At 29.1% G+C, this 25,837-nt stretch carries 22 protein-coding genes, 2 pseudogenes and 1 riboswitch; of the genes and pseudogenes, 6 read left to right on the plus strand and 18 right to left on the minus strand.

What is annotated here, in order from left to right:
- Positions 1-3: 3 nt before the first annotated feature.
- The 6 genes from tsaD to BN3265_RS08560 all read right to left on the minus strand — a co-directional run bounded on the left by tsaD (position 4) and on the right by BN3265_RS08560 (position 5,346).
- Positions 4-1,014 carry a tRNA (adenosine(37)-N6)-threonylcarbamoyltransferase complex transferase subunit TsaD gene (gene tsaD, locus BN3265_RS08535; protein WP_058991148.1) on the minus strand — a complete coding sequence of 337 codons (1,011 nt, stop codon included), beginning with the start codon at positions 1,012-1,014 and terminating at the stop codon, positions 4-6.
- On the minus strand, positions 1,015-1,452 hold the full coding sequence (gene rimI / locus BN3265_RS09695; RefSeq protein WP_058991149.1) for a ribosomal protein S18-alanine N-acetyltransferase: 438 nt from the start codon (positions 1,450-1,452) through the stop codon (positions 1,015-1,017).
- On the minus strand, positions 1,445-2,113 hold the full coding sequence (gene tsaB / locus BN3265_RS08545) for a tRNA (adenosine(37)-N6)-threonylcarbamoyltransferase complex dimerization subunit type 1 TsaB (RefSeq protein ID WP_058991150.1): 669 nt from the start codon (positions 2,111-2,113) through the stop codon (positions 1,445-1,447). Before tsaB ends, rimI begins: the two co-directional genes overlap by 8 nt.
- Before the next feature lie 8 nt (positions 2,114-2,121).
- Positions 2,122-2,547 carry a tRNA (adenosine(37)-N6)-threonylcarbamoyltransferase complex ATPase subunit type 1 TsaE gene (tsaE, locus tag BN3265_RS08550; RefSeq protein WP_058991151.1) on the minus strand — a complete coding sequence of 142 codons (426 nt, stop codon included), beginning with the start codon at positions 2,545-2,547 and terminating at the stop codon, positions 2,122-2,124.
- A gap of 1,071 nt (positions 2,548-3,618) precedes the next feature.
- Positions 3,619-4,215, minus strand: coding sequence for an ECF transporter S component (locus tag BN3265_RS08555; RefSeq protein ID WP_058991152.1), 597 nt, complete (start codon positions 4,213-4,215; stop codon positions 3,619-3,621).
- A gap of 292 nt (positions 4,216-4,507) precedes the next feature.
- Positions 4,508-4,622: riboswitch (FMN riboswitch) on the minus strand.
- A 58-nt stretch (positions 4,623-4,680) separates the two neighbouring features.
- Positions 4,681-5,346 (minus strand): winged helix-turn-helix domain-containing protein, encoded by a 666-nt coding sequence (locus BN3265_RS08560; RefSeq protein ID WP_058991153.1) that lies wholly within the window; start codon positions 5,344-5,346, stop codon positions 4,681-4,683.
- Positions 5,347-5,661: 315 nt separating this feature from the next.
- On the opposite strand from BN3265_RS08560, the gene BN3265_RS08565 reads away from it, so the two are divergent.
- Complete coding sequence (locus BN3265_RS08565; protein ID WP_058991154.1) at positions 5,662-7,644, plus strand: hypothetical protein; 1,983 nt, start codon at positions 5,662-5,664, stop codon at positions 7,642-7,644.
- Positions 7,645-7,701: 57 nt separating this feature from the next.
- Here BN3265_RS08565 and BN3265_RS08570 read toward each other — a convergent pair whose 3' ends face one another.
- Together BN3265_RS08570 and pepF are read right to left on the minus strand one after the other, a co-directional pair.
- Complete coding sequence (locus BN3265_RS08570) at positions 7,702-8,379, minus strand: CPBP family intramembrane glutamic endopeptidase (RefSeq protein ID WP_058991155.1); 678 nt, start codon at positions 8,377-8,379, stop codon at positions 7,702-7,704.
- Positions 8,380-8,893: 514 nt separating this feature from the next.
- Positions 8,894-10,693 (minus strand): oligoendopeptidase F, encoded by a 1,800-nt coding sequence (gene pepF / locus BN3265_RS08575; protein WP_058991156.1) that lies wholly within the window; start codon positions 10,691-10,693, stop codon positions 8,894-8,896.
- Between the two features lie 69 nt (positions 10,694-10,762).
- Between pepF and BN3265_RS08580 the strand changes: the two genes are divergently transcribed.
- Entirely contained in the window at positions 10,763-12,001 is a 1,239-nt protein-coding gene (locus BN3265_RS08580; RefSeq protein ID WP_058991157.1) for an aminopeptidase, read from the plus strand.
- 265 nt (positions 12,002-12,266) lie between these two features.
- On the opposite strand, the gene BN3265_RS08585 is transcribed toward BN3265_RS08580, so the two are convergent.
- The gene (locus BN3265_RS08585; protein ID WP_058991158.1) at positions 12,267-12,614 is read right to left on the minus strand and encodes a DUF3784 domain-containing protein; all 348 of its coding nucleotides are present in this window, start codon (positions 12,612-12,614) and stop codon (positions 12,267-12,269) included.
- Positions 12,615-14,568: 1,954 nt separating this feature from the next.
- Here BN3265_RS08585 and BN3265_RS08590 point away from each other — a divergent pair.
- Entirely contained in the window at positions 14,569-15,228 is a 660-nt protein-coding gene (locus BN3265_RS08590; protein ID WP_058991159.1) for a DUF6198 family protein, read from the plus strand.
- A gap of 927 nt (positions 15,229-16,155) precedes the next feature.
- Complete coding sequence (locus BN3265_RS08595; RefSeq protein WP_058991160.1) at positions 16,156-18,117, plus strand: sodium-translocating pyrophosphatase; 1,962 nt, start codon at positions 16,156-16,158, stop codon at positions 18,115-18,117.
- A gap of 603 nt (positions 18,118-18,720) precedes the next feature.
- Here the strand turns inward: BN3265_RS08595 and BN3265_RS08600 are convergent.
- Positions 18,721-19,011, minus strand: coding sequence for a GIY-YIG nuclease family protein (locus BN3265_RS08600; protein WP_058991161.1), 291 nt, complete (start codon positions 19,009-19,011; stop codon positions 18,721-18,723).
- A 343-nt stretch (positions 19,012-19,354) separates the two neighbouring features.
- Between BN3265_RS08600 and BN3265_RS08605 the strand changes: the two genes are divergently transcribed.
- A complete protein-coding gene (locus BN3265_RS08605; protein WP_058991162.1) occupies positions 19,355-20,071 on the plus strand; it encodes a TraX family protein in 717 nt (238 codons plus the stop codon).
- 95 nt (positions 20,072-20,166) lie between these two features.
- On the opposite strand, the gene BN3265_RS08610 is transcribed toward BN3265_RS08605, so the two are convergent.
- The 8 genes and pseudogenes from BN3265_RS08610 to BN3265_RS09505 all read right to left on the minus strand — a co-directional run bounded on the left by BN3265_RS08610 (position 20,167) and on the right by BN3265_RS09505 (position 25,309).
- Positions 20,167-20,805: a hypothetical protein gene (locus BN3265_RS08610; protein ID WP_058991163.1), complete on the minus strand. Its 639-nt coding sequence runs from the start codon at positions 20,803-20,805 to the stop codon at positions 20,167-20,169.
- Positions 20,802-22,085 (minus strand): AAA family ATPase, encoded by a 1,284-nt coding sequence (locus tag BN3265_RS08615; RefSeq protein WP_058991164.1) that lies wholly within the window; start codon positions 22,083-22,085, stop codon positions 20,802-20,804. The genes BN3265_RS08610 and BN3265_RS08615 overlap by 4 nt, the downstream gene beginning before the upstream one ends.
- 234 nt (positions 22,086-22,319) lie before the next feature.
- The gene (locus BN3265_RS09495; RefSeq protein ID WP_157667249.1) at positions 22,320-22,478 is read right to left on the minus strand and encodes a hypothetical protein; all 159 of its coding nucleotides are present in this window, start codon (positions 22,476-22,478) and stop codon (positions 22,320-22,322) included.
- A gap of 77 nt (positions 22,479-22,555) precedes the next feature.
- On the minus strand, positions 22,556-23,386 hold the full coding sequence (locus BN3265_RS08620; RefSeq protein WP_148363013.1) for a hypothetical protein: 831 nt from the start codon (positions 23,384-23,386) through the stop codon (positions 22,556-22,558).
- Between the two features lie 419 nt (positions 23,387-23,805).
- Positions 23,806-24,447, minus strand: coding sequence for a hypothetical protein (locus tag BN3265_RS08625; RefSeq protein ID WP_058991166.1), 642 nt, complete (start codon positions 24,445-24,447; stop codon positions 23,806-23,808).
- Between the two features lie 202 nt (positions 24,448-24,649).
- Positions 24,650-24,785 (minus strand): annotated as a pseudogene (locus BN3265_RS09700) (transposase); the annotation flags it as partial.
- A gap of 2 nt (positions 24,786-24,787) precedes the next feature.
- A pseudogene (locus BN3265_RS08630) lies at positions 24,788-25,063 on the minus strand (transposase); the annotation flags it as partial.
- Between the two features lie 90 nt (positions 25,064-25,153).
- Positions 25,154-25,309, minus strand: coding sequence for an AAA family ATPase (locus BN3265_RS09505; protein WP_148363014.1), 156 nt, complete (start codon positions 25,307-25,309; stop codon positions 25,154-25,156).
- 103 nt (positions 25,310-25,412) lie between these two features.
- On the opposite strand from BN3265_RS09505, the gene BN3265_RS08635 reads away from it, so the two are divergent.
- A complete protein-coding gene (locus BN3265_RS08635) occupies positions 25,413-25,793 on the plus strand; it encodes a type II toxin-antitoxin system PemK/MazF family toxin (RefSeq protein WP_058991168.1) in 381 nt (126 codons plus the stop codon).
- The last annotated feature ends 44 nt before the right edge of the window (positions 25,794-25,837 follow it).

Genomic DNA, 25,837 nt, shown 5'->3' on the forward strand with positions numbered 1-25,837 from the left:
AAATTAAAGTCCTAAATTCGGATAAACTTTTAAGTAATTATCAGACCTTGCTCCTGCCTTATAATTTAAATATCCTGCCATAGCAATCATGGCTGCATTGTCTGTGCACAAAATTATATCTGGATAATAAAATTTGACCCCTCTTTTTTCACATTCTTCATTTAGTCTTTCTTTTAATCTAGAATTTGCAGCAACTCCGCCAGAAACTGCCAAAGTTTTTAGACCGGTCTCATCAATTAATCTCATAGATTTTTCTACCAAAACATCAACAACGGCTTCTTGGAAACTTGCTGCCAAGTCAGCCTTATTTATTTCTATATTTTTTTGATTTTGATGGTTCATGTAATTTAAAACTGAAGTTTTAAGTCCTGAAAATGAAAAATCATAAGAATCTTTTTCAAGCATAATTCTTGGAAAATCTATCGCATCCTTGTTTCCTTCTTTTGCAAGTTTATCAATTTTTGGTCCTCCTGGATAACCAAGTCCTATTGATCTTGCAATTTTATCGTAAGATTCTCCAGCCGCATCATCCCTTGTTGTTCCAATAATTTCATAATCAGTGTAGCCATTTACTTTTACAAGATAAGTATGGCCTCCACTTACAACCAAAGAAATAAATGGTGGTTCTAGGTCTTTATTTGACAAATAATTTGCACAAATATGGCCTTGCATGTGATTTGTTCCAATCATTGGAATATTTGCTGACAAAGAAAGAGCCTTGGCAGCAGAAATTCCTACCAAAAGTGAACCAATAAGACCTGGACCTTTTGTAACAGAAATTAAATCAAGGTCTTTATAAGTCAAATTTGTATCTAAAAGTGCCTTTTCAATCAAAGGATTTATAGCTTCAAGGTGTTTTCTTGAGGCGATTTCTGGCACAACTCCTCCAAATATTTTATGTATATCAATTTGTGATGATATTAAATTTATCAAAACTTCCCTGTCGTTTTTCAAAATAGCAACTGAAGAATCGTCACAGGAAGTTTCAATTCCCATTGTATAAAAATCTTTCATCTAATCCAATTCCTTTAACATTATATAAGCATCTTCGTGAGTTCTTGCATAATAATTTTCCCTAAGTCTAATTTTTTCAAAACCAAATTTTTGGTAAAGATTAATAGCCGGGATATTTTTGGTAGAAACCTCAAGCCAAATTTTGGAAACTTTTAAATTTTTTGCGAAATTTATCATATGCTCAAGCATAAGTGATCCTATATTTTGACCACGATAAAGTTCATCAACTGCAATAGTATAAATTTCTATCTCATCCAAAATTTTTGAAATTATATAAAATCCAACAGCTTCTCCGTTTTTTTCGTATACAAAAAAATCCTTGTGCTTATTTTTTTCAATATCATTTATTAGGTCTTTTTTGGGCATGGGCCTAAAAAATGACCTGGCTTCGATTTTATAAACCTTGTCCGTATCTCCTACAGTCATAGTTCTAATCATTTTTCTTTTCTCTATCCCTTTCCGCTTGTGATTTTCTCAAATAATTTGGAACAAGCTTATAAAGATCATAGTCTTCATCTTTTTTCAAAAGAGCAAGTTTACACAAATTTTTCCCAATACAAGAATTATAAGAAAAATCCAAAATTCTTGCCCTATCAAATTTGTCCCTATATTTTTCACCGACTTCTGAAACCAAATCAAAATCTATATTTTTTTCATTACAAAGTTTTGAAAAATCATCAATATTATATAAGTCTTCTTTTACAATTTCATTCATATTTTCATCATACATTACCCCATAAACTCTTTTTCCCCTAGCATCAAGCATAGAAGCTTTCGCTTTATTTGAAGAAGAATTTAGGGCAAGGGCCTTTAAAGTTGAAACCGGAATTAATTTTTTATTTCCAACTTGGGCAAAAGTCTTTGCAATTGTCATCCCAATTCTTAAACCCGTAAAAGATCCCGGTCCTTGGCTTATGGCAAAAATATCAATATCAGAAAGCTTGAGTCCCAAAAGTTTCAACAAAGTTTCAATCATTGGAACAAGCGATTCAGAATGAGTTTTTTCTTGATTTACATTAAAATCCCCAATGACTTTTTCATCTTCAACAACAGTTACAGTAGAAATCATTGTGGAAGTATCAATTCCTAAAACTCTCATAAAATCTCCTAATCTAAAAATTTCACGCTAATTTCCCTAGCGTTCTCATCAATTTTTTCTATATTAACTTCAATCATATCATCTGGAAGATATCCACTGGCCTTGTCTGCCCATTCCAAAAATGTAATGGCGTCTTCAGGATAAAAATAATTTTCATAATCAATATCCAAAATTTCATCAGGATCTTCAAACCTATAAAGATCAAGGTGATAAATCGGAAAATCCTCTTCACCCTTTTTGCCATCATAAATATTTACAATAGCAAAAGTCGGAGATGAAGTATTAGAAATCCCAAAATATTTGCAAACAAAAGAAACAAAAGTAGTCTTCCCACTACCCATTTCACCAATTAAATTAATAACTTGGCCTTTTTTCAATTTTTTAGAAAATTCAAAAGCAAAATCTTCTATTTCCTTTAAAGAATTAATCCTCATAAAAACTCCTTATCATCTATTATACTACAAAAGTTAATTTTAAGGTTTTTTGTAAGATATATTATAATCTAAAATCAAAAAAATCCAATGATTTTTAAGGGAAATAAGTTATAAATTCCACTCGAAAATATAAAGATGTAAAAATATTTACAAGGATTAAAATCGAAAAATTTCTTAGAAGTAAAGTACATAAAACTAAAACCCATCTCGAGTGCAGTCGAGAGATCTTCGGGATTAAATTTAGATAAAAATAAAATTCAATCTCTTGCCAAAAATAATAATAGAGATCTCTCAACTCTCTTTGATCGCTCGAGATGGGTTATTGTTTGACTTATTTAATTGCTAAAGTTCTATTTTTTTCAGATTTAAAGATTTATTTGAAATAAAAATAAATTAACAATATTTAAAGTATAAAGAATCCTTTAGCAATAGAATACATAAAACTCAAACCCATCTCGAGCCTGCCGAGAGATCTCCAAGATTATCTTTGCTTGTTATTTATTTTTTCTTTGAGATTCTCCATATTTTCTTATTTATATTCATACTGAATTTTTAAATTCACTTAATGAACGAGATCTCTCCACTTCCTGCGTACTAAAACACGTTTGTTTTACAAACTCTCCAGTGATATCTCACTTTGTTTTAGGAGTAAATATTCCAAATCAAGGAATATTTACCTGGTCGAGATGGGTGATTAGTTGATTTATTTAAAAACTAAAGTTCAATTTTAAAATTTATTTAAAATAAAAAATCTCCAATATTTGAAATATAAAAAATCCTTTAGAAATAAAGTACATACCACTAAAACTCATCTCGAGCGTAGTCGAGAGATCTCTTTTATTATCTTTGCTTGTTATTTATTTTTTCTTTGAGATTCTCCATATTTTCTTATTTATATTCATACTGAATTTTTAAATCCACTTAATGAATGAGATCTCTCGACTCCTTACAGTCGCTCGAGATGGGTTATTGGTCTACTTATTTAATAGCTGAAGTTTTGTGTTTTTGGAAAATAATGAAATTATTTAAATTAAAAAACAGACCTTTAAGTCTGTTTTAAAATTAAGATGTTTATTTTCTATCGTGCAAGATTCCTGAAACGTGTTTGTACAATAATTTTGTCACCAAAATTTCAATAAATCCTTTTATCAAATTAAATGGAACGATAGCAAAAATCATCATGGTAAAATATGATTTTACCAAGGCGTTTGTTTTGTTTGCCATTGCTACAAAAGCACCCATGTCAACTCCCATTGCTTTTCCATAAAGTGGGAAAATTACGAAGGCGTTTGATAGGGTTGCTGCAAGTGACATAACCAAAACTCCACAAATCATAGCTATGGTTGCATTTTTTTTGGTTTTATTTCTTTTATATATACTTGCAGAAACAAATACAAAAAGTCCGCCGACAACAAAATTTGAAACTTCTCCAACTCCATAAGTGCTAGTTTTGCTTAAATTTAAAATATTTTTAATAAGTTGAATCAAAATTCCATAAACAGGTCCCATTGAAAATCCACCAATAAGGGCTGGCACATCTGCAAGGTCAACTTTCATAAAAGGTGGTGCAACTGGAATTGGAAATTGAAAAAACATGAGAATAAAACTCATGGCTGCAAGAATTCCAACTTTGACTAAATTTCTTAATTTTTTTTGATCATGACTCATAATTTCCTCCTAAAATTCGGCATAAAAAAATGCCCTTTCAGGGCTCAGATTGTTGACAAACTAAATTTTCACCCATTTCGAGCAGATAAACAACCGTTGATTTCGGTTATTTATCCCGATTCATCGTACGTAGTGAGTCGAGAGATCTCATGAAATCTCTCCGTGCGTTCGTTTCACTCACTTAGTCGAGATGGGTTTTTGCGTAATTTTATTCTAAATTAATAATAAATTACTAAACTGACTTTGTCTACGCTCAATGCCCTTTCAGGGCTTAAATAATTTCTCATAAAAAGAATATCTTCTCTCATCCAGACTATAACTGTCGGTATGGGAATTTCACCCATTCAGTAAAAAACTCGCAGACTTTAACTGCCGGTTAGGAATCTAACCTCACCCTGAAGATATTTATATAATATCACAAAATATTTTCATGTACAAGAAAAGCCAGCTTTCGCTGGCTCAAACTTATTTTCTCACATCACAAGATTCCAAAACCCAAGTGTAGCCTTGGCCTCTTACTGTTTTTATTGGTTCGAGTTTAACCTTTTTAAATTCTTTACGGATTTTTCTAACATGTTCTCTAACTGATCTATCTGTTGTTTCAATTCCCATTTTTGCCATTTCTTTTACAATAATTTCTTTAGAAACTGGCCTGTTGAGATTTTTAATAAGAATTGTACAAAGACTTATCTCAGATTTTGTAAGATCTAGAATATCGTTTCCAATTCTAAAAATCCCATTGTCAACTTCGATTGAGCAAAAACCAAAAGAAATAATTTTGGAATTATTAATCTCATCGACCTTTTTTAGGGTATATTTTACAAATTCGTCCCTCGAATATGAATGAATTACAAAATCCTTGTCGTCAATTTTTGCTTCGTATGGACTTTTTTTGTACCTATCGGTAAGATAGATTACCGGAATATTTGTAGTTTGTTTTATGTACTGGATTAGCTCGATACACCTAGTATGAGTCATATCCACTAGAATTAAATCAAATTCCGATAAGTCGTCCTCGAGAATTATGTCCTCAAAATTTTCATATTTTTTGACAACAACTTCATTTTCATCGAATTTAGAGTTGAGCAAGTTAGAAATTCCATTTTTATATTCCATAGATGCTATTTTCATAACTTCTCCTAACTTTTAAATATTATCACTTTAAGTTGTGATAAACACTTACTCCTATTATATAGAAAAATTCATCCAATAGCAATATTTTATTCAAACTTTTTATAGGATTATTAAGCTTTTAAATATTATTTTATTTTTATATTTAATTTGTTTTTCTTATAATTTTATCCGTATTTTTCAGTTTTTTCTTTTACTTTGCTAAATTATTTTTATAGAAAAATACCAGAAATTTTTATCAGATTATGTTATAATATTATGTATAAATTATGTGAATAATTTTTAAAAAAATATTTTTTTTAAAAGGAGAAAATTATGACTAAGAAACAGGGAAAGCTTGCGCTTTATATTGGTCAAATTGCAATTCAGGCTATTTTGTTAATTCTTATAGGTCTATTTTTAGCAAAAATCAAATCTTTGTCTGAGCTCTACCAATCTATCCAGCTTGCAGGCAATGATATCGAAAAATTTTTAGGAAATTTGGGGTTTGGTCTTTTTAAATATATTAATAATTTCAAAGATATGATTTCCTACATGGGATTTATTAAATTTTTATTTTTTGTAAATCTCATTTTGCTACTTGTTGAAATTTTTATTTTTAAGGCAAATCTTTATGAATATGTTTTTTCTGCAGCATCTTGTGGACTCATGCTTATTTCATATATTTTGATTCATCCTTTGATTAGCTTTTTGAATTTAGCCAAAAATACTCTCAAGGGTGTCAATTTTATGAATCCTGATTTTAGTGCTTTGAGTGGAATTGAAGAGAAATTTGAAAATCTTGCTATGCAAGGCCAAAATTTAATTTTAACTTTTAGTCCAGGAAGGGCAAAATTTGCTGAATTTCTTCTTGTTTTGGCTATGATTTCTTTTGTAGCTTCTATTTATTTTTTAATTATGGCTGTTTCTAAGAAAAAATATGAAAATGTCAATGATGTTGACATCGAAGCTGTAAAGGAATCTTTTAAGGGATCATTTAAAGAAGCAAAGAAAAATTTAGCCAATGCTAGTGAAGGTCTTAGCAAAAAATTAAGGGAAGATGAAAATTCTGATGAAAATATTAAGTCAGATTTTTCAAATGAAGAAGTAAAAAGCGATGAAGATTTTGGTAAAACTCGTGTATTAAACAGGGATGAGATTCTTAATAAATCTTTTGATAAAAAAGAAAATCAAAACAAAACTTATGCTAGTGGAGAAGTTAGACACGGGGCTTACGATTTTTCTTCTGGTTTTAAGAAGAATTATCCTGATGATGACAAAACTGATGGTAAAGATTTTTCGGATTCGTTTGAAAATAATAAAAATGATGAGAAAATTTCTTATGAAAACGAGGATGAGTCTTCTAAAAACGAAAAAAATTATACCGAGAAACTAAGTTATCTTGATGAATCAAACAATGATAGTGAGGAAAAAAATTCTTTTTCTTCAAGCAATGAAGAAGGAAGCTTGAGCATTTCTAAAGAAAATCAAAAAAAATATATCTTTATAGGTCTTGGAATTTTGGGCCTTGTTATTTTGTTTTTCTTGGGAAAATTTATTTATTTTAGCCTACAAGCAGATGCAGAATTTAACACGTCAGGTGTTGATATTAAATTTGATGTTAACGGTTATAGTGGATATGCAAAGGCATCAGCTTCAACAGTTGGCTCTCCAATTTTAAGCCAATATAAAAATAAATTTTTAAAAGAGGAAATCGAAGAAGCTTATAGTCAAAAAATCACCTTGGACAAAGAAAAAAATATCAAAAACGGTGACGAAATAACTGCTACTGTTGAATATACTGCCCTACCTCCATACAAAATTTCTTTTACAGATGACAAAATCCAAAAGAAATTTAAGGTTAAGGGTTTAGATAAATTTATAAATTCTTACGATGATATAAATGAAGATAATGTTGAAAAATTTGAGGGAGATATACAAAAAGAAATATCTGACCGATACCTATCAGATGGAAGTTATTTTTCAACAAAAACCAAAAATCTTGAAATAGAATTAGCGGGATTATATGAAAAGAAAGTTCCAAAAGAAGATCTTGAAAAGGGTCAAGGAGGATTGTTCTCCCTTGTTTATATTTACAAAATAAATTATGACGAGGTTCATAAAGATTATAACGACGATGGAGATGAAGTCGAAAAAACAAAAGCAAAAGAAACTTTTGTAGTTTATGAGGTTTCAAATATTATCGAGCAAAATGGAGCAATAGATTATAATATCCAACAATTATATTCAGATATTGATCAGGCGGATGCAGTAAATAAGATAAAATTTGATGGATACAAGGAAGTAAACTTAGAATAAAAAATAGAGGCTTTAGCAAAATAATTTTTGCAAAAGCCTCTTTTAATTTAAAATATTTTAAATAGCAAAATATAATAGTAAACTTGACAACAAATTCCAAAAAATGTGGACAAGGGCGGATAATTTCAAATTATTTGTAAAAAATCTCACCAAGACAAGTACAAATCCAATTGAAAAATACACCAAAAAGCTATAAATATCAGTTGGCATATGGGCAAGGGAAAACAATATATTTGCCATAATAAGGGCAAGAAAATCCTTTATATCCTGGTCACGTCTTTTGAAAATATTTCTAAAAACACCTGGAAGATATTCCCTAAAAGTATATTCCTCAACAAGAGGTCCAAGAAGGACAATATGGGCGATCAAAGCTGGAGAAAAATTCATCCTAAGCATTGATTCAATAGTTTCTTGATTTTGAGGATTTGTAATATTTTCACCAAAGGCAAATTCAAGAAAAAAAGATAATAAATAAATTCCAGCAAGAGCAAGAATAACCACTCTCAAATTTTCAAAAAATCCCCCAGAAAATTTAAATCTCCTATAAAAAATCAGAAAAAATAAAAAAGCAATAAGGACATAAGCCGCAGTCATAATATATAAAACCGACTTGTCCACACCCCTAATTAAAATACTATAACTTGCAGGCACAGGGCCTAAAATAATTAAAATTAGCAAAAATAAAAATTTGAAAAATCCATATTTGCCATTAAATCGTTTAGATAAATATTTCATAAAATTCCTTTCTATTTGGTATATGAATATATTTACCCAAAAGCAAAGGAAATTTTTGGAATATAAATTATATTTTTAGATTTACCTAATTCATGAGATCTCTCGACTCATTGCATTCGCTCGAGATGGGTTTTGAGTTTTGTTTTTTAATTGCTAAAGTTAGATTTATTTTAAGAAATTATCTATTCTATTTTTAGAATTTTATAATTTTTATTCATCAATAAAATATAATGGCTTTTATAATTGTTTCTTGTAGAATTTTTTAAAATATTTCGAAGTATATAAGTGTATCAAAAAATTAACCCATCTCGAGCGCAGTCGAGAGATCTCTTAATTTATTTTTGCTAGTAATTTACTTCGCCATTGAAGTTTACTAGAAATTATTTTATATTCTCCAGATTTGTTTAACTCATGAGATCTCTCCATTCCCTACGGTAGGTCGAGATGGGTATTTATTTTCTTTTCTAAATTGCTAAAGTTTAATTTTGCTTTTCGGAAATTATCTATTCTATTTTTATTTATAAAGACCAAGCTTCTCGCAAAGTTCATCTATTTGGTCAATTATTTCTCCAATAAATTCAATGGTTTCTTCTAAGGCTTTTGTATTTGTCATATCTACTCCAGCTTTTTTAGAAAGATCCATTGGGCTTAGGGTTGAGCCTAGGTTTAAAACTTCTCTCCAATTTTTTATGTCTTCTTCGTTTCCGTTTATTATTTTATCTGAAACTTTTGTTCCTATTGTAAGTCCTGCTGAATAGGTGTATGGATAAAGTCCCATGTAATAATGTGGTTGGCGCATCCATGTCAAATCGGATCCTTCAACCAATTTCACATCTTCACCCCAAAATTCTTTTAATTTTTCACCAAAAATTTCTTTGAAATCTCCTGCTGTTAGGCTTTCTCCCTTGTCAATTCTTTGGTAAACTTCTCTTTGGAAAGCTGCTTCTAGAAAATGGGTTACGAAATTGTGGTAGTAGGTTTTTGAAATCATTGTATCCAAAACCCACAATTTTTCCCTATCGTCCTTGGCATTTTTTAGTAAATATCTTTCCATGGTTATTTCATTTGCTGTTGATGGACTTTCTACAAAATACATTGAAACGTCTGTGTTTAGTGCATCTTGATTTTTGTTTGTGTTTTCAAAATGTCCAGCGTGTCCCAGCTCGTGAGCAAGAGTCATTACTTGGCTCATGTCCTTGTTGTAGGTTGTCATTATATAAGAATGGCAGCCGTAAGGTGTATCACAAAATGCTCCGGTTCTTTTCCCCTCGTTTTGCGCATAATCAATCCACCTATCGCTGAAGGCTTTTTTGAGCATTTCTACATAATCATCTCCCAAAACTTTTAGGCCATCTACTATATAATCTCTTGCCTCTTCGATTTCAATTTCTTTTGAAAAACCAGAATCAATTGAAAGTTTTAAATCTGCATAGGTCATCTCGTCAAGTTTGTAAACTTTTTTCAAAATATTTGCATATTTTCTCATGTGTTTTGGAAGTTTTTCAATTATTGTATCAATATGATTATCATAAATTTCTCTTGGAATATCTTGATAATCCAAAAGCATATCGATTACTGAATCATATCCTCTTAAATTTGCAAGGATTTTTTCATTATTTATGTGTGTATTATAAATTGCCCCGTTTCCTGATTCATAGCGAGAAAGTGCTTTATGATAATTTTTGAAAGCTTCCCTTCTAATTTCTGTATTTTTATCAGTTTCGTAATATTCTTCAAAAGTATTGTGATTTAATGGAATATTTTTCCCATCAATTTTAATATCATCAACTTTTATATCCCCATAACGCAAAGAAGCATATTCTCCGTAAGGTGCATCAAAAGTTGGAGATAATTTTGAAATAACTTCTTCAGCCGCCTCATCCAAAATATGATCTTTTTTGTCCAAGGCCCTTTTTAGAAAATAATCATAATCTTTGTGATTTTCTCTCACTTCATTTATAATTTTTTCATCAATTTTTGTCAAAAGCCCATCAAAAAAAGCTAAATTTGCATAAATTCCACTTGCCTTTGCCCCAAAATTTGCATATCTTTTTTGTGGATGTGGATCGTTGGCGTCAACTTCTGTAGAAATTCCTGCAAAAGATCCTAACCTGTGCATGGCACCGTAAATTTCAGACAAATCTTTTAATCCCTTATATAATTTTTCAGAAGAGTCTATTTCCTTGTAAGTTTTTTTGAAATTTTCACTTTTTTTGATTGTTCTATCAAGTTCTTCATAAAATTTCTCATCATTTTCAAATAAATCTTCCAATTTCCATGTTTCTTTTATATCAACTTCATTTCTTTTTAGCATTTTTTCCCTCCATTTCTAAATTTTATTATACCACTGGAATATAGTATAATGAAAAAAACGGAGGGAAATATGACAGTAAACAAAAATAAATTAGAAAATTATGCCAAACTTGCAGTTGAATTTGGTGTGAATGTGCAAAAAAATGAAGACGTTTTAATTAATTCTTCCTTGGAAGATCCAAACCTTGCAAGGCTTATTGCGAAATATGCCTACGAAAAAGGAGCAAGACTTGTAAGTATTAATTGGAAAGATGAAGAAATCACAAAATTAAAATATACCTATGAGACCCAAGAAACTTTAAACGAAGTTCCTGATTATATTATAGAAAAAAATATTTACCAACTTGAAAAACACAGGTCAAATAGGATTTCAATAATCGGCGATGACCCAGATTTATTAAAAGATTTGGACCAAAAAAAGATAGCAGAAGCTGTTAGAGAAAATTCTTTGAAATTAAAAGATTTTGTAAAATATACTATGAATGATATGGTTTCATGGCTTGTGATTGCCTATCCAACAAAAAAATGGGCAAAGAAAATTTTCCCAGACCTTGATGAAGAAAAAGCAGTGGACAAATTATGGGAAGTAATTTTTGACGTGAGCCGTGTTGATGAAGATTGGGAAAAAACCAAAAAAAATTGGAATGACCATATAAACTTATTAAATGAAAAGGCAGAATTTTTAAATTCTCACCAATTTGATGAGGTTCATTATACTTCAAAAAACGGAACAGATTTAAGTGTAAAATTACCAAAAAATCACATTTGGATGTCAGCTTCATCAAAAAATGAAAAAGGCGATTTATTTTTGCCAAATATTCCAACAGAAGAAGTTTTCACTTCACCACAATTTGACGGAGTTGATGGAAGACTCGTTGCTGTAAAACCACTCGTTTACAATGGGGTTATAATAAATAATTTTGAATTCACCTTTGAAAATGGAAAAGTTGTAGATTTTAAGGCAGAAGAAGGCTACGATACCTTAAAAGAAATGTTAGAATCAGACGAAAATGCAAAATATTTGGGAGAAATTGCCCTAGTTCCATACGAATCTCCAATATCAAAATCAAATATTTTATTTTTTAACACCCTATTTGACGAAAACGCCTCCTGCCACTTCGCCCTTGGAAAAGCCTACCCAACAACAGTAAAAGGCGGAACAGAAGTAGAAGACAAAGACCTTCACAAAATCGGCTTAAATGATTCCCTAATCCACGAAGATTTTATGGTAGGAGCAAAAGATTTGACAATAAAAGCCTACAAAGACGGAGAAGAATTTGACGTATTTGTTGATGGAAATTGGGCATAGAATATTTTATAAGTGATTTAATATAAATAGATTTTTAGATTATTAGGCAAAATAAAAGTAAATTATATTCTAAAATTAATCCAGAGATCTCTCGACAGGCTCGAGATGGGTTTCGCTTCCTTTTGAATTTTATATTAAAATTTTATAAATAAGTAAAAAATAATAATCTATTTTTAAAATATAGGTTGTAAAAATTCCTCCTGATTAGTTTTTATCTACTAAATCAGGAGGTTTTTTACACAAAATATTTCAAAAATTCTAGGCATTATTTTCTTATAGAATAATTAACAACTACAATTCCTAAAATCGTAATTATTCCAAATAACCCCCATGCTCCCATAAGAATATCATTATAAAGATTAACATTCTTAACAAAAAAACTAGACAAAAAGGCAATAACTAAAGGTATGCTCATTATAAAAGTCATTTTTTTGACTTTTGATAGATATCCTTTTCTTATTAGCTCTTCTTTCTTACCTTCTTCCATAGTATTAAATCCTGCTATAATATTTCCATTAGTCTTATCTATCATATATGAAGAAAATAAGCATAAAATAATTGGAATCAATAAAAATATTTTAACAGCAATATCTTTAGGATCTGCTAAATTCATATGTAAATACCCTCCTCCAAAAATTAAAATTTTATCTCAATTTAAAATAGAAAATATCATCTTATAATCATTATACCCATCAGGTTTTAAGTCTTTAAATATTTTCATATACTATCATTTTTTTGATATATCGAATATTTTCTCATCAATATATGAAACGGCTCATTGTCTATTAGTATAATTTAATTTTATTTTATTAAACTTAACACATTCATTAAGCAAATATTTCAATCTAAAATACAAACTTTAGCCTTTAAATAAATACCATATTTACCCATCTCGAGCTTGTCGAGAGATCTCATTTGTAATGTATGCAAAAAATTATATGAAACCTAGAATTTCAAAAATTATAAAATAGGACCATATTGAAATTAAAATAAAATCTTATATAATAATATTGAGCATGGTACCGAGTTATATCCATGACCAAACAAAAAGACAGGAGCAGCCACTCCTGTCTTTTTTGTGCTAATTACCGTGTTTATAATATCTGTCTAGCCACTTGATAATATAATGAGCTATTACATTACCTGCGACAGATATTAAAATGGTACCGAGTTTTTCCATAACCTCACCTCCCAACTGTTACCAGTTTGGGTACGATAACATATTTATTATATCATTTTAAAAAATCTCAAACTATTAAATTGAAATTAAAATAAAATCTTATATAATAATATTGAGCATGGTACCGAGTTATATCCATGACCAAACAAAAAGACAGGAGCAGCCACTCCTGTCTTTCTTTGTGCTAATTATCGTGTTTACAATATCTGTCTAGCCACTTGATAATATAATGAGCTATTACATTACCTGCAACAGATATTAAAATGGTACCGAGTTTTTCCATAACCTCACCTCCCAACTGTTACCAGTTTGGGTACGATAACATATTTATTATATCATTTTAAAAATCATAAACTATTAGATTGAAAATAAAATAAAAACTTATATAATAATATTGAGCATGGATTCGAGAATTATACCATGGCACACAAAAAGACAGGAGTGACGGCTCCTGTCTTTTTTAGGCTAATTATCGTATTTTGAATATCTATCTAGCCATTTGATAACATAATGAGCTAATATGTTAGCTGCAACAGATATTATTATAGATTCGAGAACATTCATGACTTCACCCCCTCACTGTTACCAGTTTGGGTACGATAACATATTTATTATATCATTTTAAAAATCATAAGCTATTAGATTGAAATTTCACAGGTTAAAAATAAATTAAAATCCAAAATTAATAAAGAGATCTCTCGACGAAGCTCGAGATGGGTTATATGACTTTGTTTGTATACTTGATTTGAATTTCTTAATTAAATCAAAAATTTTCATAAACCATATTTTAATCTAAAATATAAACTTCAGCATTTAAATAAATACCATATTTATCCATCTCGAGCCGATAAATATGCCTTGATTTGGCATATTTATCCCTAAAACTAGTGCAAAGCACGGAGGAATTTGCGAAGAAAATGAGTTTTAGTGTGGAGAGATCTCATGGATTATTTAAGGCTAATATTAATTTTAAACATAGTAATAATAATGGAAAATAAATTAAATCCATAATTAATTCAGAAATCTCAAATAACTTCTTCTCTGGATATGGTTTTGGACTTATTCCAGTTTAAACTCTAAAAAAACCTTAAAACTTTACAAATCAAAAAAAGCAGGTATTATAATATTCGAAGAACTGTTGTAAAACGGTGGTTGCCGATTTTTTATCGGTAGTTTTTATCTGATTCGTGGGAGTTGAACCCGCCTTATAAGTGCCTGATGTGGGATTTATTTGGCCTTAAATTCTTCTATAAGCTCAGAGTTTTTACAAGAAAAAATAATCTAAACAAAAAAAGCATCAACACCAGCCGAAGATTGCGCGATTAGTTGTTAACTAAGACAGCAGTCTTTTTTGTTTTGCTAATCGCCAGATTAGGAGTGAAAATTTATGCTCAGAAAATTTCTGAGAAGTTTAGAAGTTACGAAAAAAGAATTTTTGATTATTTCCCTTGGTTGTGCAATTATGTCATTTGGAGTAATAAATATCCATGAACAAGCGCAAATAACAGAGGGTGGAGTTTTGGGACTTGGCTTATTTTTGAAAAAAGCCTTAAATATGAATCTTGCCTACACCACACCAATTTTGGATGGCTTATGCTATCTTTTAGGATTTTCAATGCTCGGAAGAATATTTTTAAAAAAATCCATTGTAGCAACAATAATGTTTGCAGTATTTTATTGGATTTTTGACTTTATTGGACCAGTAATTCCAAGCCTTTATGATATGCCATTAATGGCAGCAATATTTGGTGGAATATTTATAGGATGTGGCTGTGGAATAGCAGTTACAGCCGGAGGATGTGCAGGAGGCGACGACGCCTTGGCAATGACAATTTCCAAAAAAACAAAATGGCCAATATCAAGAGCCTACTTGTTTACAGATTACATCGTCCTAGGCCTATCCTTAATTTATATCCCATTTGGACACTTAATATATTCATTTTTGACAACAATTATCTCATCATTTTTGATTGGACAATTTGAATTAAAAATGGAAATGCCAGCTTGGCAAGTATGCCAAGGAAATTTAAGTCAAGTAAAATCTTAAATTTAAAAAGGATATTTCAAAGTATCAAGTATTTTGAAATATCCTTTTTTGTTTTTCATATTTATGTAAAATTTAAATAAAGATAAAAAAATCGAGTAGCGCATAAATGCACTACTCGCAAAACATTTGTTTTCAATTCCTAATAATATTTTAATTCTTAGACTTTAAAATGTCAATTATCGAATTTCTTTAAATTTATTAAATAAAAGTATTTTTATTTCTTGTACATATTATATTTTAATATTCACTTAATCCAAGAGATCTCTCGACACTAAACCCCATTTGCTTCGCAAATTTTTCCGTGCTCTCGCACTAGTTTTAGGGATAATTATGCCAAATCAAGGCATAATTATCTGCTCGAGATGGGTGATTGTTATCATTATTTTATTTCTAAAGTTCATAGTAAACTTTATATTCTAATATTAACTTTTATAATGAGTTACTTACTAAATATAAATAACTCAAACGAAGTACAACCTATCTCGAGCTTGTCTAGAGATCTCTTACATTATATTCGGCGTGCAATTTGATTTTCCCTTGGATTATCTCAGACTATTTCTTTAAATATTTACATTTCCTATAACTACATTTAATCCATGAGATCTCTCAACACTAAACCCCATTTGCTTCGCAAATTTTTCCGTGCTTATGAAAACTCAATTACTACGTAAATTCTTCCATGCTCTCTCACTAGTTTTAGGGATAAATATGCCAAATCAAGGCATATTTATCTACTCGAGATGGGTAAACTTTTAATTAAATTTTTAAAAAAACAACTAAATCCCATATTTTTATAAAATTTAATAATTTTTTCCAATAATTCCTCTAATTTTCTCATTTTTTTCCAAGATTCTATCAAAAACAATTGTTTATATCTATATTATGTTATATAATAGTAAGAGTAAAAATTAAAAATAGGAGGAATATATGTTATCTGATTTACTACCTGTAATAGTAGCAATTATCGCAATTTGTTTTATGGCTTTGCAAATTAAAACAAATATACTTCCAGTTAGCGAAGGAAACGATAGAATGAGAACTATATCAGGAAATATTAAAGAAGGAGCTATGGCATTTATATCTCGTGAGTATAAATATGTTATTATCTTTGTAATTATTGTTTCAATTCTTATAGCAATTTTTATTAACATTAATACCATGATTTGTTATATCCTTGGTTCCTTATTATCAATGGCAGCAGGTTATGTAGGTATGAGAATTTCTACAGCCTCAAATGCTAGATGTACAAACGAAGCTATGGAAAGTGGACTTCCATCTGCCCTTAAAGTTGCCTTTGCTGGTGGATCCGTAATGGGATTTGCAGTAACAGGATTTGGACTTTTGGGAGTTGGAATTGTTTATTTAATCTTTAGAGACCCAGCTATCCTTATGGGATATTCATTTGGAGCAAGTTCAGTTGCACTTTTCGCAAGAGTTGGTGGAGGAATCTACACAAAAGCAGCAGACGTTGGAGCTGACCTTGTAGGAAAAGTTGAAAAAGGAATCCCAGAAGATGACCCAAGAAACCCCGCAGTTATCGCCGATAACGTTGGAGATAACGTAGGAGACGTTGCAGGAATGGGAGCTGACCTTTTCGAATCATATTCAGGAGCAATCCTTTCATCAATGGTTCTTGGTTTTTCAATCTTTGGAGATGCAGGAATAAGATTCCCACTTGTACTTTCATCAATTGGTATAATCGCATCAATCCTTGCAGCTTTCTTGTTCTTAAGAAAAAAACAAAAATCACCACAATCAGCACTAATGATGACAATTTATCTATCAGGAGCAATTGTTCTTGTAGCATCATTTATCCTTTCACCAATATTTTTTGGAAATTTGAAAGCAGCAATCTGTATAGTTGTGGGAATACTTGTAGGAATTGCAATAGGATTTTTATCAGAAGTATTTACATCTGAAAATTACAAGCAAGTAAAAAGAATAGCTGAAGAAAGTCAAACAGGAGCAGCTACAAACATAATCGCAGGATTATCAAGCGGAATGCTTTCAACAGTTGGACCAATCATTCTTATAGCTATTGGAATTTTGGTTTCATTCCACACAATGCAAATGTACGGAATTGCCCTTGCAGCAGTAGGAATGTTATCAATCACAGCAACAACAGTAACAGTTGACGCTTATGGACCAATTTCAGACAATGCCGGTGGAATTGCAGAAATGAGTGGACTAGACGAATCAGTTCGTGAAATCACAGATAGCCTTGATTCAGTAGGAAACACAACAGCAGCAATCGGTAAAGGATTTGCAATAGGATCTGCAGCTCTAACAGCACTTTCACTATTTGTAACTTACACAGACACACTAAACCTTGACAACCTATCACTACTAGATTCAAAAGTAGTAGCAGGAATGTTCGTAGGAGGAATGTTACCATTTTTATTCTCAGCTTTAACAATGAATTCAGTTGGAAAAGCTGCAACAGAAATGATCAACGAAGTAAGAAGACAATTCAAAGAAAAACCAGGAATCCTAGAAGGAACAGACGATCCAGACTACGCATCATGTGTAGATATCTCAACAAAAGCTTCCCTAAAAGAAATGGTAGTACCAGGAGCACTAGCAATAGTAGTACCATTATTTATAGGAAAAGTATTTGGACCAGAAACCCTAGGAGGACTATTAGCAGGAGCCCTAGTTACAGGCGTATTAATGGCAATCTTCATGTCAAACGCAGGAGGAGCTTGGGATAATGCTAAGAAATTTATAGAATCAGGATCTGAAGGTGGAAAGAATTCACCAGCCCACCACGCTGCAGTAGTAGGTGATACAGTAGGAGATCCATTCAAAGATACATCCGGCCCATCACTTAATATCCTAGTAAAACTTATAACAGTAGTATCTGTTGTATGTGCAGGATTATTTATCTAATAAAAAATACAAAAACAGCAAAGTAGAAATACTTTTGCTGTTTTTTATTTACTATAGTTTAAAAAAATTTCATTATATTAGATTGTAATTTTTTTCTTGGACTTCATGTTTTTTATTGCTTAATTATCTTTAAATTCACTTAACCCATGAGATCTCTCGACTTCGCTCGAGATGGGTTATTATTGGATTTTGTTAATTACTAAAGTAACTGTTTTACTCTTATATTTTATTGATTTTCTGTTTAATTTATTAATAAAGTTTTTATTCTACTTTATATTCTTATATTAATTTTTATAATGAATTATTTGCTTAAACTTAAATTAATAAAACGAAGTATAGCCCATCTCGAGCTTGCCGAGAGATCTCTGGATTGTATAGTGATGATAATTCCATTTTTACCTTGGATTCTCTATGGCTTTTTTGATATGCATACTTTATTTCTAGATTTATTTGATCCATGAGATCTCTCCACTCCTTACAGTCGGTCGAGATGGGTTTTATGACCTACCATCTCGAGTGAGCAAAGCGAATCAAGAGATCTCTTTATTAAATTCATCTTATAATTCGCTCTTTCCTTGAATTTTCTTCTAAATTAAAATCAACTTACCTATACCAATCCAAAGATAAGTCCCTCCACTTTGGATTTATTGAATTTATTAATCTATTTTTCTTTTCCCTAGACCACCTTTTTAGTTGTTCTTCCCTTGATAAGGCCTCATATTTATCGTCTAGACATTCATAATATACCAATTTTGTACAATTATATTTGTCAGTAAAGCCTTCTACGACATGATTTCTGTGTTCGTATAATCTTTTTTCAAGATTATAAGTATAGCCTATATAAATAGTAGAGTTGCTTTTATTTGCAAGTATATATACATAATAATCAGCCATAACTTTCTCCATTTTTGCATGATTCTTAATTTAGAATTACCCATATACATTAACTTTAAATCTTATCTTTTACTTTTCTTTCATATTAAAATATTCAATTTATATATTAAAGATTATAGCTCATATAAACCTAAACGAAGTCTAAACCCATCTCGAGCGTAGTCGAGAGATCTCTTTATTATTTTTATATAATAATTTACTTTTTCCTTCGTACTTTTAATATTTCTAAATATGAAAATATTATATTGCATATTTTCCATATCTTTGATATAAAAGAATAAGTATTATTATAAATAAGACAGAAAGAATAGTTTTATTAAAATACCAAAGCGAAAGGGAAAACATGAAAAAATTTAAACAAATACAAAAAAAATTTCAAATAAACGGAGCAGAATTAAAATATATTGCCTTTATTTCAATGTTTATTGATCATTTTAATAAAGCAATCATAACCCCGCTTTTAAATTACCAAGAGCCACTCGTGACCATATCAACTATTTTTGATATAATCGGACGAATCGCCTTTCCAATTTTTGCCTTTATGATTGTAGAAGGCTTTTATAAAACAAAATCAAGGGGAAAATATCTGCGAAATCTGTTGATTTTCGCCATAATTTCAGAAATTCCCTACGATATGTTCCAATCAAAAGTTTTTATAAATAACAGGTCGCAAAATATAATGTGGGCCCTCGCCCTTGGACTTTTGACCCTTATAATTGTCGACAAATTAAAAGAAAAAATCAAAAACAAATACGCATGGCTTGCTCTTTCCATATTAATAGTTGCAATAAATGCAGGAATAGCAACACTTTTATCCTTCGACTACGATTATTATTCCATAATAATAATTTTTATCCTCTACCTTTTTTACGATAAAAGACTTGTTGGAAGTTTATTGTCATACCTCGTGATAATTAAAGAATTCTACTCAATACTAGGATTTGCTGTCATTAATTTTTATAATGGAGAAAAAGGAAAGCAAAATAAATGGTTCAATTATTTGTTCTATCCAGTGCATTTATTGATACTTGGGATTTGTAGGTTTTTGTTTGGCTTGTAGATTAATAATCAAATATATTAAAATTTACTATATTAATAGCCCCATAATTAATAATATTGATTTTGGGGCTACTTTATTACATTCTATTAAATTTTTTATAAGTTAATTTTTCTTTCAAATTCATTTTTAGATAAAACAATAACATCTTTAAAATAAAATTCTTCTAAATTGGATTTCAAGCCAAATTTATCAACTTTTCTTTTAGCTAAAGATTTAATCTTATTCTGAAGTTTATCATATTCCTCATATTGACCAAGACCACTTTTGTCATTTATATCTTTTTTAGGATTATAAACTAAAATATACCCTACATTTTCTCTAGTATAAGATAAATTTTCATCAAATATATCCATATAAATTAATAAAGAATCCTTTATCTTACTATATATTTTATTTATTTTAGGTTTATTTTGATTTTTAAACTCAATAAAATAATCCATATCATTAAAAATTTTAACAGCATCATTAGACGAATATTCTCTCATGTAAATATACTTCTCTCCATGATTTTTTCTTTCATGAATCTTCTGATGTTTAGTATTATGTTTTTTGAAATAATATTCCTTTACTTTATCAAAGTCTATACATTTATCATTAGAATCTATAAAAATTTCTCCATCATTATCATCATAAGAAGTATGAGAAAAGTCACTAAATACACTTGAAACATCAATATTTTGACAAAATTCATCACCAAAAAAATCATAAACAAGATCTTTTAAATATTTTCTCATAATAAACTCTCTTGTTCAAGAATATCAAAAGCAGAAGATAAGGTAGAATAAATTTCATTAACCGAATCGCTTACATCTTTAACTTCTGCTAATCCAGATTTCTCATTATCATAAGCTAAATAATATTTACACTTATCAGCGACCTCATGTTTTGAAGAATAAACCTCAATAGCCCTAACAAAATAAGGACTGTGGCTATTAATAAGAATATGCATACCCAAATATTTATTTAATAAAACAATTAACTCAGCAAAGATAATTTGCCAATCTGGGTGCAAATGTGTTTCTGGCTCATCTAAAACTATAGTTCCATTTTTTTGCAAAGACCCATTTTCTAATAGCATCTTTATAATAATAAAAGTTTTAAGACCAGTAGAAGCATTTTTAATATCAATTTTTTCTTCTTTGTTGGAAGATATATAATAGTATCTACCATGGTTATTATAAACGTCTATATTACTAGCCTTGGATATATGTTTACTAATTTTAGATAAACTTTCATCAATCAAAATACTTTCTGGGCTCTTTTCTTCCTTTATTAAATCAAATAAATCATCTCTATGGTCAAGAAACTCTATTGGACTAATATCATGAAATCTATAGTTGTCTATTTTATCAATTATATAAGGGTCATCTATATAAACAACTTTTTTAGAAATTAAAATTGGATTTTTTATCTTTAGTTTGCCATTTTTAGCAAAAGTAATATTTAAATTCTTATCTTTGATTCTAAGATTAACCCTGCCAATATTATCAAGATTGGATAAATTTTTTACTTGATTATTAAATTCATTATTAAAAGTTTGACTTACAATATAATTAAGCATAGTTTCATCATCAATAAATAAAGTATCCATAATATTATCAATTATATCTATATTTATATCATAATTATCCACCGAACTATCAGCAAAACCATGTTTTTCCAATTCTAGATTCATTTGATTCATAAAATTTAAAATATCTATTTTCAGTTTATCCTTATCATCTTTATAAATATACCTATTTTTATATAAATCCATAAGAAATGAATCTAATTTTTCCTCATTAATACTTCTAAAAAAATATAAACTTAATTGTTTTCTTAGCTCTTTTAATAATAAATAATTTCTTAATTGATTAATATTGTCTTTATAAGCGTAAAAACTAGAAAAAACACTATACAAAGCTTTTCCAATAGTAGACTTACCAGTACCATTTTTTCCAGCTATAACTGTAATACCATCAATATCAATTTCAGTATTAGCAAGCTTACCTATATTCTCCATATATAATTTCATAATTACACCTCAATATGATTATACTATTTAGCTGATGAAACTCACAATTTGAGAGGAACATAATATCAATTCAATTAAAAATCACATTTATTTTAGTGAATTCTTCTCCTAATTGGTTATGGTTTTCAAAATATTTTTTTGATTAATTCTTTAAATATCTCTTCTATTAAAATTATTTTTAACCTTTATACTTTTTTTACTAAATCCCAATAGACTTTTTACATTGTATAGTTTTTAAAATAGCTTTTCTTTACTATCTAAACTTCCTCTCAATTTTCTATCTATTTCTTTCTCAAAAATTTCTCTACTAAAATCTGATATAAATATTTCTCCTGGTAATTTTTCAACTATCACACTCTTATGCATGTTTTCTGTTATTATTAAAGATGACAAAATAAGCACCTTTTTAATCACTTAATCCCGTAATGGCCTCAGTTTCTATGTCCCAATCTCTGTAATTAAATATTTTTCTAGTCATTTTCTTTCTTCTCTCTCTCAGAAAATAGCTTCCCTACAATTCCTAAAACCATGGCAAAAGCTATAATAAATACAGTTGTCTTCTTACGATCCTTTTTCACGAAATCATCTTTTATATTTAAGTCTTTTCTTTCAGGCATTTGATCAAGTTTATCATTGTGTTTATCTAAATCTTCATTTTCAGATAAATTCTCTTCAATATCACCGCTGTTGTCAGAATCAGTATATCTTTTTACTATTTTATTTATATTCATTTTATATATGGACAGCAATACCATAAAGGTAATGCTTGAAAAAATAACCCTAAATCCACCCCTATAAATAATCTCATTGAAGTGATAGCCATAAAAACACAAGTTAATATTTTTAAAAATAAACTTTAATATAGGTTCACCAATAACATTGGCAAGGGCTGTGCTTGATATTGCCAACATAGTTAAATACTTATCTTTAATGAACTTTTCCTCATTAAAAATATCTAGCTTAAAATGCTTTTTAATATCATCAATATCTAGACTACCCATAATATAAGTAATAAGGGCTAAGAGCACATTGTACATATCATCATTTATGATTCCATAAATTAAACTAGCACAAAAAACTATAAATAGGAATTTATTATATATAAACAAATTAATCACTAAAGATGCGATTAACAAAAGTAATAAGACGCTTAGAATAATTAACCATAAATGAACGCCTGATATGTCGGGTAATAATTGAACTGATAAAATTACAGATAGAAAACAAAGACCGAAAACTAAAATATCAAAAATACTCCAATAATCAATAGGTTTTCTTGATGTCGAATTAAAACAGTACATTAAACTTATCCAAGAAATAAAGAAAATAAGTAAATATTTCAAACACTCGACATGACCCAACTCAAGAAATATTTTATATAAAATAACTCCTATCGGAACTAATGTTAGTATTAGTATAATAAGACTTATATAATAAAGTTTATCCACGATAATTCTAAAAATTTTTTTCATGTTCTGTAACCTCTGTATTGAATTCGCTAAAATATTTTGTATGTCAATGTTTAAACATTATTAAAAATAGAAATCTTTTACACTATCAAATTCAATTATATGTTGACCTCATTTCGATAATAACTATAAACTATTCAGGCATTAACAATTACATGCCATACAAAACTCAACAAAATAAATCATATTATATTTTCGTATTTACAAACATCCTGAATGAAATTCAAAGAATAAAAACTACAAAATAAAATTTATATTTCGAATCTTTTGAGCGAATACTCTAAGGTATCCATATTATCTTCATCATTTCTAACTTTTTCCGACAAATAAAAATTAAATATTTCCCTAACTTCATCCCTACTGTTCGTATTAACAACATCAACACCCTGATAACTATTTTTAACACTATTAACTAAATTAAAATGCAACACTAAAAAATTTAATACCCCATTCTCCTTTTTTCTTAAAATAAAATCAGGGTCAACCTTGTAAGATCTGTCTTCGGTATAATATTTAATCTTATTATGTGCAACTATTGTTTCATTATTTCCTACTGCTATTATTCTTTTTCTGAAATCTTCATCCATCACTCCGTTAACATACTTCTGAACATATTCAGTTTGTACGTCTAAATCATCAATACTTGAAGCATCTAGTAATAACTCTCCTAATTCACTTAATTTATTAAGCAAATAATTTTTTTGCCCATCAAACGATACTTCATAATTTATATTACTACTTTCCATTATTTTATTAGCATTAGATGCAATCAAATTCGAGTTATTTGAAATATTATTAGCATTTATTCCAACTATAATAGTTAAAATCCCAAGAATAATAGTAAGTAGCCTATTGAAAACAGTATCTAAATTTTTACATATCCAATCCTTCATATAATCTCCTCCTAAAAATATTTTCAAATTAGATATTTACATAAAAGTATATTAATTCGAATTCTAAATCACTTATTTATTCACATTCAAATTAGTTATATTTTATCATATCTAGATTTTAAGCCAAGTCCATAATATTGTGTAAATTAAACTAGTACAATATTTACTATTTCATTCTAATATATATTTTAGAAGATGTGATCCAATCCTCATTGATATCAATGAGGATCGCTCCTATCAAATGCAAAGCTGGATCTTCATTAGGAAATATTGATTACTTTTTCACGTCTTCTAACTTCTTCGTTTAGTCTATCTAAGCAATTAGTTGATCTAAGTCTGCTACTTCTATTGAGAATTTAGCATCTCTTTTTCTAGGTCCCCTAAGAGTTAACGTTCCTATTTTAGTTGTCTAATCACGTTCTTAGTATCCATTACGATAGCTAGTCCTATTAGAATCCCTTTGATAGGCTTTGTTATTTAAATATTCATCTCTCTTTTTTTCCATAAGTTCATTAAAAACTTTTGTTAAGATTGACTTGGCAATTTTATTATCTACAGATTCATTAATTAAATTTTGTATTTCTTCTTGATTAATTGTAAAGTGTAATTGGGTCATTTGTTACTCCTAGTTTGGTTTTTGTTGCTGAAAACATTGTACTAGTTTAAGTTTCAAATGACCTTTTCTTTTTACACAATTATACGGACTCTATCCTTTATAAGCGTAAAAACTAGAAAAAACACTGTACAAAACTTTTCCAATAGTAGACTTACCAGTACAATTTTTTCCAGCTATAACTGTAATGCCATCAATATCGATATTAGTATTTGATAATTTTCCAATATTCTCCAAATATAACTTCATAATAACTCCTTTGGATTATTATATCATAAATTATCATTACAAATTCTAATAATTACAAAAATACAATAGAAGCTATTTCTTTAAAATCAATTTGAGGATTGTGATGAATAAGGTCGGTTGTTTTTTTACAGTTAGGTTTAGATACTATGACGTCAGGGAAAATAGAACAAAAACCAAAAAACGACCATTTTTAATTATAAAAGAAGAAAATTCAACCTATCCAATAGATCTTACAGCCCTTCCAGTATCAAGCGTTACAAATAGAAACAGGCTAAATTTGTACTATGATATAGAAATAAATAAAAATACCTACCCTAATTTAAACTTAAATAAGGAAATATCCTATATAAGAACAAATAAAGTTCAAACTATTAACGAAAAAGCTTTAATATCAAAAGTATGCGATAATTTTAAAGAAACATATCCTGATTTGTATAAAGAGATAGAGAATAAGGTTAAGAAATATTTTGATGATATTTTGTAATATAAGAAAAGACGAACTTTTATTTTGAGTTCGTCTTTTCTTAT

Source organism: Anaerococcus rubeinfantis, from assembly GCF_001487145.1.
In the GTDB taxonomy this organism is placed as follows: domain Bacteria; phylum Bacillota; class Clostridia; order Tissierellales; family Peptoniphilaceae; genus Anaerococcus; species Anaerococcus rubeinfantis.

Excerpts from the sequence above, each read along its gene's own strand:
- tsaD (WP_058991148.1), bottom strand. The coding sequence starts at position 1,014 with ATGAAAGATTTTTATACAATGGGAATTGAAACTTCCTGTGACGATTCT.
- rimI (WP_058991149.1), bottom strand. The coding sequence starts at position 1,452 with ATGATTAGAACTATGACTGTAGGAGATACGGACAAGGTTTATAAAATC.
- tsaB (WP_058991150.1), bottom strand. The coding sequence starts at position 2,113 with ATGAGAGTTTTAGGAATTGATACTTCCACAATGATTTCTACTGTAACT.
- tsaE (WP_058991151.1), bottom strand. The coding sequence starts at position 2,547 with ATGAGGATTAATTCTTTAAAGGAAATAGAAGATTTTGCTTTTGAATTT.
- BN3265_RS08555 (WP_058991152.1), bottom strand. The coding sequence starts at position 4,215 with ATGAGTCATGATCAAAAAAAATTAAGAAATTTAGTCAAAGTTGGAATT.
- BN3265_RS08560 (WP_058991153.1), bottom strand. The coding sequence starts at position 5,346 with ATGAAAATAGCATCTATGGAATATAAAAATGGAATTTCTAACTTGCTC.
- BN3265_RS08565 (WP_058991154.1), top strand. The coding sequence starts at position 5,662 with ATGACTAAGAAACAGGGAAAGCTTGCGCTTTATATTGGTCAAATTGCA.
- BN3265_RS08570 (WP_058991155.1), bottom strand. The coding sequence starts at position 8,379 with ATGAAATATTTATCTAAACGATTTAATGGCAAATATGGATTTTTCAAA.
- pepF (WP_058991156.1), bottom strand. The coding sequence starts at position 10,693 with ATGCTAAAAAGAAATGAAGTTGATATAAAAGAAACATGGAAATTGGAA.
- BN3265_RS08580 (WP_058991157.1), top strand. The coding sequence starts at position 10,763 with ATGACAGTAAACAAAAATAAATTAGAAAATTATGCCAAACTTGCAGTT.
- BN3265_RS08585 (WP_058991158.1), bottom strand. The coding sequence starts at position 12,614 with ATGAATTTAGCAGATCCTAAAGATATTGCTGTTAAAATATTTTTATTG.
- BN3265_RS08590 (WP_058991159.1), top strand. The coding sequence starts at position 14,569 with ATGCTCAGAAAATTTCTGAGAAGTTTAGAAGTTACGAAAAAAGAATTT.
- BN3265_RS08595 (WP_058991160.1), top strand. The coding sequence starts at position 16,156 with ATGTTATCTGATTTACTACCTGTAATAGTAGCAATTATCGCAATTTGT.
- BN3265_RS08600 (WP_058991161.1), bottom strand. The coding sequence starts at position 19,011 with ATGGCTGATTATTATGTATATATACTTGCAAATAAAAGCAACTCTACT.
- BN3265_RS08605 (WP_058991162.1), top strand. The coding sequence starts at position 19,355 with ATGAAAAAATTTAAACAAATACAAAAAAAATTTCAAATAAACGGAGCA.
- BN3265_RS08610 (WP_058991163.1), bottom strand. The coding sequence starts at position 20,805 with ATGAGAAAATATTTAAAAGATCTTGTTTATGATTTTTTTGGTGATGAA.
- BN3265_RS08615 (WP_058991164.1), bottom strand. The coding sequence starts at position 22,085 with ATGAAATTATATATGGAGAATATAGGTAAGCTTGCTAATACTGAAATT.
- BN3265_RS08620 (WP_148363013.1), bottom strand. The coding sequence starts at position 23,386 with ATGTACTGTTTTAATTCGACATCAAGAAAACCTATTGATTATTGGAGT.
- BN3265_RS08625 (WP_058991166.1), bottom strand. The coding sequence starts at position 24,447 with ATGAAGGATTGGATATGTAAAAATTTAGATACTGTTTTCAATAGGCTA.
- BN3265_RS09505 (WP_148363014.1), bottom strand. The coding sequence starts at position 25,309 with ATGAAGTTATATTTGGAGAATATTGGAAAATTATCAAATACTAATATC.
- BN3265_RS08635 (WP_058991168.1), top strand. The coding sequence starts at position 25,413 with ATGAATAAGGTCGGTTGTTTTTTTACAGTTAGGTTTAGATACTATGAC.